We start from the raw sequence: 12519 nt of genomic DNA on the forward strand, positions 1-12519 counted from the left end.
TCGTCCCGGCTACGCAGCTTGCCCGGATGCTCCTCCGGCCGCCCGCGCCCTCCCCCTGTGGCGCGGCCGTCGGGAAGAGCACGGGCGGGGCCTTTACGGGCCTCGCCCGTTTTCGCATGGGCGGATGAGATTGGGCGCGGAGTTTGGGTTTGGACGATAAGCCGCACATCCTGCTGGTCGATGACGAGCGCTCGATCCGCGAGCCGCTCGCGACCTATCTCACCCGCAACGGCTTTCGGGTGACCCAGGCGGGGGACGCAGGCCAGGCCCGCGAGCGGCTGCACGGCTATGCCATAGACCTCGTCATCCTCGACGTCATGATGCCGGGCGAAGACGGGCTCAGCCTCTGCCGCCATATTCGCGAAACCTCCGACCTGCCCGTCATCCTGCTCACCGCCATGGCGGAGGAGACGGATCGGATCGTCGGCCTCGAAATGGGCGCGGACGATTATGTCGTGAAACCGTTCAGCCCGCGCGAGCTCATTGCTCGCATCAAGGTCGTCTTGCGCCGGATGGGCCGCGGCGGCGGCGTGAAGCAACGCGCGCCGGAGACCGGCAGCTATGCCTTTTCCGGCTGGGTGCTGAAGGCCGGGGAGCGCGGCCTGGTCGACCCGGACGGGGTGTCGGTCCCGCTGTCCACCGGCGAATTCAACCTGATGCTCGCCTTTGCGACACACCCGCACCAGGTGCTCAGCCGCGACCAGTTGCTCGATCTTGCCTATGGCCGTGAAGCACATGCCTTCGATCGCGCGATCGACAATCACATCAGCCGGCTGCGGCGCAAGATCGAAGCCGACCCTAAGAATCCGGCGCTGATCAAGACGGTGTGGGGGGGCGGCTATACGCTGGCCGCCGACGTGACGCGCCTTTGAAGCGGTTCTGGCCCAAGAGCCTCGGCGCGCAGCTTGCCCTGCTGGTGGCGCTGGCGCTCGGGGTCGCCCAGGCCGTTAACTTCGCGCTGCTGCTGCAGGCGACAGAGCGGCAAAATTACGGACAGACGGCCACGCTGGCGGTCGCCCGGCTCGCCGAAGCGGTGCAACGGACGCGGACCGGCCAGACCACGCCGGAGATGATGCGTGGCTCGCTCGCCACCAATACCAGCCCAATCACCACCGGCATGAAGCTGAAGCCGGAACTCGTCGGCTATGCGCGCGAGATGCTGGCGCAGGTCGGCATCCATGTCGGCGCGATCAAGGCCGCGGAAGTGCCCGCCCGCGAGTTCCAGGTCCAGGTCGACGGACAGGGGCGGCTGCTGCGCAAGGCGGCCGTGCTGCAGCGGCGGGTGATCGTCGTTTCGGCGGAGATACAGTCGGGGCGCTGGATCACCACCGCCGCCCCGCTGCCGCCGCTCAACCCGGGCGTGTTCGGCTGGCTGATCTTCCAGACCTTTGTGCTCTACGGCTTCGTGCTGCTGACGGTCTTGTGGGTCGGCGGTCGCCTCGCCCGCCCGCTCGCCGAACTGCGCCACGCCGCCGAGCGCTTCGACCGTCGCAGCGCGCCGCAACCGATCGAGGAACAAGGCCCGGCCGATATTCGCCGGCTGATCGCCGCCTTCAACACGATGCGGACGCGGATCACCGCCATGCTGGACGAGAAGGACCGGATGCTGGGCGCGATCGGCCACGACCTTCGCACCCCGCTCGCTTCGCTCCGCGTGCGGACCGAGCTGGTCGAAGACGATGCCGAGCGCGCGCGGATGGCGACGACCATCGACGACATGAACCGCACGCTCGACGACATCCTGTCGCTCGCCCGGCTCGGCCGCCCGAGCGAGCCTGAGCAGCGGGTCGATCTCCCCGCCCTGATCGACAGCGTCGTCGAAGAGTTCGAGGATCTGGGCGCGGACGTCACGGTCGAGGAGGCGGATCGGCTGACCGTCCCGATGCGGCCCAATCTGATCAAGCGCGCGCTTCGGAACCTCATCGAGAACGCCCTGAAATATGGCTCGTGCGCGCGGGTGCGCGTGCGCCCGGATGGCGGCGATGCGCTCGTCGAGGTGGACGACGATGGACCGGGCATCCCACCCGAAGAGATCGAGCGCATGTTCGAAGCGTTCACCCGCCTCGAAGCATCGCGCAGCCGCGACACCGGCGGAACGGGCCTCGGCCTCGCTCTCGCTCGCGCGATCGTGGACGCGCATGGCGGCACGCTGATCCTCGCCAATCGCGGGGAGGGCGGCCTGCGCGCGACAATGCGCCTGCCACTTTAGCGCCGGTCGACCAGGCCGCGCTTTTCGGCCCGGAAAACCGCGTCGGTGCGGTTCACCGCGCCCATCAGGGTGATGATGCGAGAGACGTGGATCTTCACGGTCGCCGGCGCGATCCCGAGGCGCAGGCCGATCTCCTTGTTGGTCAGGCCGGCGCCCATCAGGCGGAGCACGTCGCGTTGCCGCTCGGTGAGGCTCGGCGTCTCCTCGCCCCCCGGCAGGCCGAGCGCCGCCTGGATTGGCGCCAGCAGTTCCTCGGCCTCGAAGGTCTTGGACAGGATTGCGGTGACGCCACATTCTCGCACCTTGGCGAGCAGCGCAGGGTCGGTCAGTCCGGTCACGACCAGAATGACCGTCTCGGGCGCGATCTCGCGCACCCGGGCGACACCTTCAACGGGTTCCGCGCCCGGCATGGCGAGATCGACCAGGCAGACTTCCGGCGCCTTCGCCGCGGCCGCCCAGACTTCGGGAAAGCTTGCTGCCTGCTCGACAATCATGGCCGGCCATCGGCCGGTGACCGTTGCCGCCAGGGCCTGCCGCATCAACGGGTGATCGTCGCCGATCAGGCAGCGCAACGCAGTTCCTCTTCGGCGACCACGCCCACCGGGAGGGTGATGTAGAAGGCCGCTCCGCGCGTCCGCGGCCCGACGCCACACTGACCATCCATCAGCGCCACCAGGCCGCGCGTGGAGGCAAGACCAAGGCCGAAGCCCCCCGAGCTTCCGACATGAGCGCCCTGTTCGAACGGGCTGAAGATCCGAGTCTCGTCGCCCGCACCCAGCCCCTTGCCGTCGTCGATCACCCAGAAGCGAACACCCTGCGCCTCGCGCCGGCAGCCGAGCAACACCCGCTCCCCGCCCGAGTGGCGGAGCGCGTTGGCCAACAGATTTTCCAGCGCGCGGGCGAGCAGCGCGGGATCGGCGGTCACGCTGAGGCTCTGCCCGACCTGCCGAATCCGCACGCCAGCCGCTGCCGCAGCCGGCCCCTGCGTCAGCAGAACGCGATCGAAGACGGCGCCGGCGCTCACCTGCTCGAGCCGAGGGCGAATGACTCCCCCTTCGAGTTTCAGATGCTCGAGCATCGCCGTGACGAGCGCGCGGGCGGCGGTGAGCGCCTGACGCAGGCCGCCCACCGGCGGCGCCTGCTCCGCCGCCTTGGCACCCGGCTTGATCCGGTCGAGAAACAGAGCAGCGGCCTGCAGCGGCTGCTGGAGATCGTGGCTGGCGGCGCGGATGAAGTGGGTCTTTGCGTCCCGCTCCCGCGCCACGGCGGCAAGCGCGAGCGCCAGTTCGGCGCGGGCTTCTTCCGTCTCCAGCCGGGCCGCCGTCGCCGCGACGACCGCCTGTCGTACGAAGCGTCGAACGCCGATCAGCGTGGCGCCGAACATCGGCAGAAAACAGGCGAGCGGCAGATAGTAAGGCGGTCGCGCCACCAGCAGCCAGGCGACGAGCGAGCCCAGCACCAGCAAGGTGGCGCTGACCAGCACCTGCGTGGCCTCGGTCGCGGCGGCGAACTGGATGATCAGGAACCAGGCATAGAGCGAAATCATCAGCGACCGGAGTTCCGGTTCCGCGACCGGCAGGAACACCCAGACGCTTGCGGCCGTCGCCAGATTGCAGAGCAGCATCCCGCCTTTGGCGGCTGGAATCCAATGGGTCAGGATCGCCGCGTCGGTCGGCGGCCGCAGCACGAAGCGCAGCCACGCGATTAGCCAGCCGGTCAGGAACAGTGTCAGGCTGCCAAGCCACAGGCGGAAGCCCCATTCGCCCGACAACATCCAGAATTCATGGGCGAGCCAACCGGTCACCGACGCCAGCACCAGGCAGGCGACGAAGCTTCCCTTCAGTTCCGTGCGAACCTCGTTGACGAGGATCTGTTCGCGATGCGCCGCCTTCACGCCGGTCTCCCCGCGCCTGCTATCCCGGAGGGCGGATGCACCTGTCAAGCAGAGCCTAGGCCATTCGGCCTAATGGGCTTTTTCGCGTCGGCCGGGTAGGTCTGGGGGCACTCCGCGCCGGGGCCCGTTGCCCCATACCACCGCGGATCGAGGGGCCTTCGCGGAAGACAGGGGGCGGAGGCCCCTCTTTCAGCCGGCCGCTTGCTGCTCCTTCAGCTCGTGGCGGATTTGCCGCTCATAGGTGCGCCCGACGCGCACCTCCGCGCCATTGTCGAGGAGCGCCGTCAGCGAGGCAAAGGCGCCGCGCTGATAGGCGGTGATGCGGTCGCGCCGGATGATCGCGCTGCGATGCACCCGGACGAAGCTGCGCGGGTCCAGCCGCTCGGCGAGCGACGACAGGCTTTCGTGGTAAAGCCAGGAGCGGCTTTCGGTATGGATGCGGGCATAGTCCCGCTCCGCCTCGATCCAGACGATATCGCTCGCCGAAATTCGGTGCGACTGACCCCGCGAGTTGACCCAGAAGGTCAGCGCCTTCTCGTCGCGCCGCACCAGCTCGGCGCGCAGGGTGGCGACGATTTCCTGCAGTTCGGCGAGCCGCTGGTCCTGTTCGTGGGCACGGAGCGCTCGCCGCGCCCGCTCCACTGCCTCGGCGATCCGCTCGAACGCGACGGGCTTCAACACATAGTCGATCGCCCGCGCTTCGAAGGCCGCGACGGCATATTCGTCGAATGCCGTCACGAAGATGATCGCCGGCAGCGGCTCGCCTAACCGGTCGATCAGGTCGAAGCCGGTGCCGTTCGGCATCTGGATGTCGAGGAGCAGCAGGTTCGGACGACTGGCTGCGATGGCCGCCGCCGCCTCGCGGATGTTGCCCGCCTCCCCCACGAGCTCGACGCCATCGATCTGCGCGAGCGCACGCTGCAGACGCCGGCGGGCAAGCGGCTCGTCATCAATGACCAGCGCGCGGATCGTCATTGTGCGCACCGCAACGGCATCGTGACGGTCGAGCGGAAGATGCCGTCGCTCTTGACGCTGACGAGCCGTCCCGTCTCGCCGAAGCGCGCGCGCAGTCGCTCCGCGACGTTGCGCAGTCCGACGCCCGTGCCTTCGGTGCGCCGCTCCTCCGGTGGCGCATCATTCTCGACATGCACCGAAAGGGTCCCGTCGGTCGCTTCGGCGGCGATCCTGACCTGGACGCAGCGATCCAGCGAACTGACTCCGTGCTTGACCGCATTTTCGACGAGCGGCTGGAGAATGAGGCTCGGCACCATCGCGCAGCGCAGATCGTCCGGCACGTCGAAGCGGGTGGAGAGCCGATCGGAAAAGCGCTCCCGCTCGATCTCCAGATAGCGCGCCTGGATGTCCAGCTCATCCGCCAGGGTGATGTCCTGCAGCGGATCGAGCGCGAGCGTCGAGCGCAGAAAGGCGGAGAGCGACAAGACCATCCGCTCCGCATTGGGGAGCTCCCGCTCCTCGATCAGGCCGGCGAGCGCATTGAGCGTGTTGAACAGGAAGTGCGGATTAATCTGATATCGCAGCGCCCGCATCTGCGCGCCATAGGCCTGCTCGCGCAGGCTCGACAGCTGCCGCTCCCGATCCTGCACCTCGTGATGATAGAGCAGTGCCAGCAGCAGCGCCGACCAACCGAGAAACTGCGCGAACCAATAGGAGATCAGGCGCAGCGCATCGTTGAGCATGAGCGGCGTCTGGTTGCCGCCGAACAGGCGGAAAATCTCGAACGTGGCGAAGAAGTAGATCGTCGAGCCGATCAGCGTCAGCACCAGCACCAGCACGCATTTGGCCGCGAAGCTGCTCTTGCGGCTGCCGACCACCAGCTTCGCGATGACCGCGGAGATCAGCACCGCGACGACGGTGTTGATGGCGCGGGCGGCGAACGTGCCCCACATTTCCCAGCCGTCGAGTACGGCCAGGGCACTCAACACGCACAGCAGCGCGGTCCAATAGCCGATGCTGATCAGCAGGCCCGCGCGCATGACCCGGCGCGCGGTGGCGCGCTCGCTCGCAAGTCCCTGTTCCATCATCCCCATTGCCCCTGCACTCTGGCGCCCGCGCCCGCCTTGTCGAGAGTCGTTCGACCGCCGCAATTCGCCACTCGCAGAATTACATCTGTTTTCGTCCGCCGCGGAACGACGTTCGTCGAAGCCCCGCTACAGTTTGCCCGATTGTCGCATCACCGTCGCGCCCAAGCTCGATCGAGGGGTCGCCTGGGCAGTGAGTAGCGGATTGGCAATCGGGATGCATGAAGCGGGGCGCGGCCGCGCTCCGGCCTTTTTGCCCGCCGATTTGCGCCCGGACCCCCAGGGCGGACTTTACCAGGGGCTTTATAAGCGCTTGCGCGGCTTCATCCTCGACGGCGTGTGGCCGGCGGGGACGCGCCTGCCCTCGTCACGTGCGCTTGCGGCCGACCTGAAGGTCTCGCGCAACACGGCCATCCTCGCCGTCGAACAGCTGATCGCCGACGGCTGGGCGGAAAGCCGGAGCCGCTCCGGCGTCTATGTGTCGGCCGCGCTCGCCGCCAAGCCGGACAATGCCGCCGTCCGCAGCCGCCCCGCGCCTGCCGAACTGCCGCCGCTGGCGCTGCAGCGCCCAGCGACCGACCTGTTCCCCGCGCAGATCTGGAAACAGCTGCAGGCCGCGGCTTGGGCGCAGATCGAGCCGCAGCGGCTGCTCACCGCCGATCCGGCCGGCGACCTCACGCTACGCGAAACCGTCGCCCGCCTCGTCTGCGCGCCGCGCGGAATTCGCTGTCAGCCGGATCAGATCCTGATCGTCTCCAGCGCCGCGATGGCGATGGACCTGGTCGCGGCGACGCTGCTGCGCCCGGGCGATCGGGTCGTCCTGGAAGATCCCTGCCGGCCGGCGCTGCGCCAGCTGCTGCGTTCCCGAGGCGCTCGAATCTGCAACCTACCAGTCGATGGTGATGGGCTCGACACCGACCTGCTGACCGACGCCGCCGACGCCCGGCTGGCCTGCGTGACCCCGCTGGTGCAGTTCCCCACGGGCGCCGCGATGAGTGCCGGTCGACGCGCTGCCCTGCGGCAATGGGCGCAGCAGAGCCGGGGCTGGATCGTCGAGGACGATCGCGATGCCGAACTCTGGTTCGGCAGCGACGGCCCACCCCTGCCGCTCGCCGCCGAAGAGCCCGAGCGAACCATCCTGATCGGCAGCTTCAACCGCCTGCTGTTCCCCGGCCTGTGTGTCGCCTATCTTGTCGCCCCGATGCCGATCGCGGAGCGGCTCCGCTCGGCTCATGCGACGATCGGCGCGCGGGCGAGCCTCGCCTCCCAGCTCGCGCTGCAGGGCTTTATCGCCGAGGGGCATTTCACCCGCCTGCTGCGCCAGCGCCGCGCCGCCTATGCCGAGCGTCGCCTGCTGCTCAGCGAAGCGATTGGCCTGCCGGGACATTCGGGGAACGGCTTGCAGCTTGTCGTGCCCGTGCGGCCGGGCAGCGCACCCATCCTCGCGGCCACTCTGGCGGCGGAACGGCTGGGCGGTGCCGATCTCGACCAATTCTCGGAATCCCGGCGGCACGGCGACCGTGTCTTGCTGGGGCTGGGAGCGCCGCCGGACCAGCTGCGCGCCTGCGCCTCGCGCCTGAACCGGATCCTCTCACCCGCACTTGCATGCGAAAGCGACGGCTGATGTACGCTTCGAAACAGGTTTTTCCGTCCGAAGAGCTCAAGGGCCGCCGCCTTACCACGGCTGCACGCATCGAGAGCGAGTTTCGCCGATTGCTGGCCGAACGCGGCTTCCACCAGATCTCCGTCGCCGACATTGCCGATGCATGCGGTATTGCCCGCTCCACCTTCTACCGCCTGTTCGCCGACCCGATCGAAGTGCTTTGGGCGATCGCCCGCCCGCATTTCGATGCGGCACTGGACAGTGCCCTGAAAGGCGACGCCCAAGCCTTCGCGCAAGGCTTCGGTGCACTGTGGACCGTGCCAGGATTGGCAGCCGGACTCGCCCATGCAAAGGCCGCGCCGGACATTCGCGCCAAGCTCGAGACGCTCGTGACCGCGCGGCTGCGCCAGCGCATCGGTGGCCGCAACACCGACACGTGCGCGCTGGTGATGGTCGCGGCCATGCTCGCCGTCATCGGACGCGGAGTCGCTGCGCCGACCGATGCCGAGCTGAGCGAAGTCATGTCGCTCATCTATATCGCCGCCTATCTGACTCCGGCCGCGCTCCAGTCGATGGCGCGCGAGCAGGCGCGGCACGCGATCAGCGGCCGCTTCCCGCCCGCCGTATCGGTCGAGGAGTCGCTCGCGTCCGACGACTATATCGTGTCGATGATCGACGGTCGCCGCTACCGCTCGCTGACGCGGCACATCGCGCGTTACGGCATGACACCGGCGGATTACCGCAGCTGCTTCGGCCTCGACGACGATTACCCGATGGTCGCGGCCGCCTATTCCGAGCGACGCCGGGCGCTGGCGATCAGTGCCGGCTTCGGCACCCGTCGCGGCCAGAACGGACACGCCGCGGCGGCCTAGACCTCGTCTCCCGCCCCACTGTGGCGGACCTGCAACATCGCGCCGCAAAAGCGACATTCACGGCACTTTGTCGCGCGCAGCATGGCGACGGCAGTCCCGATCAGATGACGGTCGTCGGTCCATAACTACTTCTTCTAGAGAGTTTTTTTGTCGAGCGACCACAGTAACCTTCATGGCTCCGGCAACTGGACCCATGCGCGCCGCGACTCTGGTCCTTTTGCCCGCAGGGCCGCCGCTTAGGCCGAAAATCCTCCGCCTACAGATGAGGAAAGAAAAGGGGAAAATATGACGAGTTCATTCAAGCCGCGGCTGCGCACGCTGCTCTCGCTCGGCGGGGCCGGCATCGCGCTTTGCGCCGCGCCCGCCTTCGCGCAAGATACGCCGCAGACGGCCGACGCCGCGCCTGCCGATGACGGTACGATCGTCGTCACCGGCTCGCTCATCACCAACCCGAACCTTGAGCGCTCGACGCCGGTCAACGTGACGACTTCGGAAGAGGTCGAGCTGCGCCAGACCAACGTCGCCGAACAGCTGCTCCGCGAAGTTCCGGGCGTGGTGCCGTCGACCGGCGCCGCGGTGAACAACGGCAATGGCGGCGCTTCCTTCGTCAACCTGCGAGGTCTCGGTTCGAACCGTAACCTGGTGCTGCTCGACGGCGTACGCATCGCTCCGTCGAACCAGGTCGGCCGCGTCGACTTGAACAACATCCCGCTCGCGCTGATCGAGCGGACCGAAGTGCTGACCGGCGGCGCCTCCACCACCTACGGCGCGGACGCTGTGTCGGGCGTCGTCAACTTCATCACCAAGCAGAACTTCTCTGGCCTCGAAGTCTCGGCCTCCGAGCAGATCACCGAGCGGGGCGACGGCAACATCTTCCGTGTCGACGCGACCATCGGCGCCAATTTCGACGACAGCCGCGGCAATGCGGTCTTCTCGATCGGCTATCAGGAAGCTGACCCCGTCTATCAGGGCGCCCGTGCCTTCAGCCGCTACAACATCAACTTCGCCAGCGGCAACGTCGCCGGTTCGGGCACGACCGTTCCCACCCGCTTCACCGTGCCGGGCCTGACGCCGCGCTCAGTCAACCCGACCACCGGCGGCCTCGTCGCCGGCACCACTTTCCCCAACTTCAACTTCAATCCTTACAACATCTTCCAGACGCCGTTTCAGCGCTTCAACATCTTCGGTCAGGCCAACTATGAACTGGCCGATGGCATCGAAGTCTATACGCGTGGCCTGTTCTCGAAGAACAAGGTCAGCACGATCGTTGCCCCGTCGGGCGCGTTCGGCATCGCGGCCAACATCAACGTCAGCAACCCCCTGCTGCCGACCCCGGCTGCCTTGGCATTCTGCCAGTCGAACATCGACCTCGACCCGCGCGCGCCGCTGACGGACGCGGACGGCAATGTCATCGACCTGCGGGTGCTACGCCCGACTCTGGCACAGTGCCAGGCGGCACGCACCGCGAACGATCCGAGCACACCGCTGACCTTCAACCCGGCAACGGGCACGTTCAGCAACGGCACCTATCTTGAATTCCCGACCCAGGTGTCGCGGCGCACGACCGAGCTCGGGCCGCGCCTCAACAGCTTCACGACGACCATTTTCGATTATCGTCTGGGCGTGCGCGGCAGCATCACCGACTCGATCAACTTCGACCTGTTCGGCTCCTATGGCGAATCCGAGAACCGGCAGCTGATCCGCAATTACTCGCTGAACTCCCGCTTCACCCAGGGTCTGCGGGCGATCCGCGACGCCAGCGGCGCCAATGTCTGTCTCGACCCGTCCAACGGGTGCGTGCCCGTCGATGCGTTCGGGCCCGAGGGGGCGATCACGGCGGCTCAGGCGGCTTTCCTGTCGGCCGACAGCTCGACCACAAGCAAGACTTCGCTGGCGCAGGCGCGCGCCACGATCTCGGGCGATTTTGGTGCCTCCCTGCCTTGGGCGGAGGATGCGGTCAGCTTCGCGATCGGCGGCGAATACCGCCGCTATACGGCCGAGCAGCGCGGCGACCTGCTCTCGGGCAATGGCGATCTGGGCGGCTCGGGCGGTCCGACCGCGACCGTGGTGGGCGGGTTCGACGTCTACGAGGCGTTCGGCGAGTTGATCGCCCCCATCGTGCAGGACAAGCCGTTCTTCCAGAGCCTGACCTTCGAAGGCGGCATCCGCTATTCACACTATACCGTGGATGCCCCGACCAGCCCCGGCTACAACACCACCACCTGGAAGGCGGGCGGCAGCTGGGAACCGGTCTCCAGCCTGAAGATCCGCGGCAATTATGCCCGCTCGGTCCGCGCGCCGAACATCAACGAATTGTTCCTGCCGGCGACGACGGGCCTGACCGCGCTGGCCGACGATCCGTGCGCTTCAATCGACGATGAAGGCAACACGATCCGCGGCGCTCCGACCGGAACGCTCCGCGCCATCTGCCTTGGTCAAGGCGCTCCGATCGCGCAGCTCGGCTTCATTCCCGTGCCCACGGCGGGACAGGGCAATGCGACCGGCGGCGGCAACGTCAATCTGCGGCCCGAAAAGGCGAACAGCTACACCATCGGTGCGGTGTTCCAGCCGGAGTTCCTGCCCGGGTTCTCCATCTCCGTCGACTACTACAACATCAAGGTGAAGGACGCCATTTCCGCACCGACGCCCGGTGACGGCATAACCGCCTGCTTTGGTACGCCGACCGGCACCACTCCGCAGGGTGCGCCGATCTACACACCGGCGGCCGGCGCAGAAAATTCGGAAGCATGCCGGGTCATCCGCCGGAACACGATCACCGGCGGTCTCGCCGGCGACCCGAATGCGGTGCCGGGCCTGTTCCTGAATCTGTCGAACCTCGGCCAGATCACCACCGACGGCATCGATCTGACGATGAACTACAACACCGATCTGGGCTTTGCGAAGCTGGCGCTCAGCTTCGCCGGCAACTGGACCCACTCGCAGAAGTTCCGGGCCACGCCGTTCAGCCTCAACCGCGAATGCGTCGGCTATTTCTCCGGCAACTGCGCCGGCGGGGCCGGCACGGCCGCGGATATCGGTTCGATCCAGCCGGAGTTCAGCTGGACGCAGCGGACGACGCTCTCGTTCGAGAATGTCGACCTGTCGCTCCTGTGGCGGCATATCAGTGCCGTGCAGCACGAGCCGGACGACGTCGCCAACGGCGCCGGCCCGTCCTATTCGGGCCCGATTCCGGGAACCCAGTCGGCCCTGCCCGGCGCGCCGGCGCCGGGATCCCTGGGGAACCGCGACTTCAACTTCATCCAGGCCTATGACTATTTCGATCTGTCGACGCGGATCGGGGTCGGCGACAATCTGACGCTGACGCTCACCGTGGCGAACCTGTTCGACAAGAAGCCGCCGATCACCGGTCAGGACGTCGGCTCGGCCTCGTTCAACAGCGGCAACACCTATCCCTCGACCTACGACGCGCTCGGCCGCACCTTCCGCGTGGGTGCGCGCCTCCGCTTCTGATCGCAGAGGCAAGCTGAACTGGGGCGGGCAGCGCAAGCTGTCCGCCCCTTTTTTTTGCCTCGGTCGCCGGCGGGTTGAGCGCATGGAAAAGCGGCCCCGGAACTGATGCTCCGGGGCCGCTTTGCTGTCGTCGTGAATGGGTTTGTTGATATTGCGGCGGCTTTAAAGCCTGGCGACGCCCTACTCTTCCATCGCTTGAGCGATAGTACCATTGGCGCAGTCTGGTTTCACGTCCGAGTTCGGGATGGGATCGGGTGGGTCACAGACGCTATGGCCACCAAGCTATAGAGCCGCCGCAAAAGGATTTCGGCCAAAGGCTCTCCCGAGCATGTCGAGGGATGGTGCTTTGGCCGAGGATTGGCTTCGCCAAAAGTGGAGGCGAAGTCATTGATCGATGCCCGTGCATACAGGTGCTGAGGTCATATCCACTT

The 12519-nt window shown here is 67.2% G+C and carries 9 protein-coding genes and 1 rRNA gene; 5 read left to right on the plus strand and 5 right to left on the minus strand.

What is annotated here, in order from left to right:
• The first annotated feature begins 149 nt into the window (after positions 1 to 149).
• The gene (locus HJG53_RS04845) at positions 150 to 872 is read left to right on the plus strand and encodes a response regulator (RefSeq protein WP_171128032.1); all 723 of its coding nucleotides are present in this window, start codon (positions 150 to 152) and stop codon (positions 870 to 872) included.
• Positions 869 to 2209 (plus strand): cell wall metabolism sensor histidine kinase WalK, encoded by a 1341-nt coding sequence (locus tag HJG53_RS04850; RefSeq protein ID WP_171128034.1) that lies wholly within the window; start codon positions 869 to 871, stop codon positions 2207 to 2209. The genes HJG53_RS04845 and HJG53_RS04850 overlap by 4 nt, the downstream gene beginning before the upstream one ends.
• On the opposite strand, the gene HJG53_RS04855 is transcribed toward HJG53_RS04850, so the two are convergent.
• The 4 genes from HJG53_RS04855 to HJG53_RS04870 form a co-directional block, all read right to left on the minus strand.
• Positions 2206 to 2781, minus strand: coding sequence for a response regulator transcription factor (locus tag HJG53_RS04855; protein ID WP_171128037.1), 576 nt, complete (start codon positions 2779 to 2781; stop codon positions 2206 to 2208). The two genes, HJG53_RS04850 and HJG53_RS04855, sit on opposite strands and share 4 nt — an antisense overlap.
• Entirely contained in the window at positions 2769 to 4103 is a 1335-nt protein-coding gene (locus tag HJG53_RS19055; RefSeq protein WP_171128039.1) for a HAMP domain-containing sensor histidine kinase, read from the minus strand. Before HJG53_RS19055 ends, HJG53_RS04855 begins: the two co-directional genes overlap by 13 nt.
• A 189-nt stretch (positions 4104 to 4292) precedes the next feature.
• The gene (locus HJG53_RS04865) at positions 4293 to 5078 is read right to left on the minus strand and encodes a LytTR family DNA-binding domain-containing protein (protein ID WP_171128040.1); all 786 of its coding nucleotides are present in this window, start codon (positions 5076 to 5078) and stop codon (positions 4293 to 4295) included.
• Positions 5075 to 6142, minus strand: coding sequence for a sensor histidine kinase (locus tag HJG53_RS04870; RefSeq protein WP_171128043.1), 1068 nt, complete (start codon positions 6140 to 6142; stop codon positions 5075 to 5077). The genes HJG53_RS04865 and HJG53_RS04870 overlap by 4 nt, the downstream gene beginning before the upstream one ends.
• Before the next feature lie 193 nt (positions 6143 to 6335).
• Here HJG53_RS04870 and HJG53_RS04875 point away from each other — a divergent pair, with 193 nt between their 5' ends.
• The 3 genes from HJG53_RS04875 (at position 6336) to HJG53_RS04885 (ending at position 12088) form a co-directional block, all read left to right on the plus strand.
• Positions 6336 to 7766, plus strand: coding sequence for a PLP-dependent aminotransferase family protein (locus tag HJG53_RS04875; RefSeq protein WP_217352592.1), 1431 nt, complete (start codon positions 6336 to 6338; stop codon positions 7764 to 7766).
• The gene (locus HJG53_RS04880) at positions 7766 to 8617 is read left to right on the plus strand and encodes a MucR family transcriptional regulator (protein ID WP_171128047.1); all 852 of its coding nucleotides are present in this window, start codon (positions 7766 to 7768) and stop codon (positions 8615 to 8617) included. Before HJG53_RS04875 ends, HJG53_RS04880 begins: the two co-directional genes overlap by 1 nt.
• A gap of 285 nt (positions 8618 to 8902) precedes the next feature.
• The gene (locus HJG53_RS04885; protein WP_171128049.1) at positions 8903 to 12088 is read left to right on the plus strand and encodes a TonB-dependent receptor; all 3186 of its coding nucleotides are present in this window, start codon (positions 8903 to 8905) and stop codon (positions 12086 to 12088) included.
• A 167-nt stretch (positions 12089 to 12255) separates the two neighbouring features.
• On the opposite strand, the gene rrf is transcribed toward HJG53_RS04885, so the two are convergent.
• Positions 12256 to 12370: ribosomal RNA gene (gene rrf, locus HJG53_RS04890) — 5S ribosomal RNA — on the minus strand.
• Between the last annotated feature and the right edge of the window lie 149 nt (positions 12371 to 12519).

It is taken from the genome of Sphingomonas sp. ID1715 (assembly GCF_013044515.1).
GTDB lineage: Bacteria > Pseudomonadota > Alphaproteobacteria > Sphingomonadales > Sphingomonadaceae > Sphingomonas_B.

Excerpts from the sequence above, each read along its gene's own strand:
- HJG53_RS04870 (WP_171128043.1), bottom strand. The coding sequence starts at position 6,142 with ATGGAACAGGGACTTGCGAGCGAGCGCGCCACCGCGCGCCGGGTCATG.
- HJG53_RS04865 (WP_171128040.1), bottom strand. The coding sequence starts at position 5,078 with ATGACGATCCGCGCGCTGGTCATTGATGACGAGCCGCTTGCCCGCCGG.
- HJG53_RS04885 (WP_171128049.1), top strand. The coding sequence starts at position 8,903 with ATGACGAGTTCATTCAAGCCGCGGCTGCGCACGCTGCTCTCGCTCGGC.
- HJG53_RS04880 (WP_171128047.1), top strand. The coding sequence starts at position 7,766 with ATGTACGCTTCGAAACAGGTTTTTCCGTCCGAAGAGCTCAAGGGCCGC.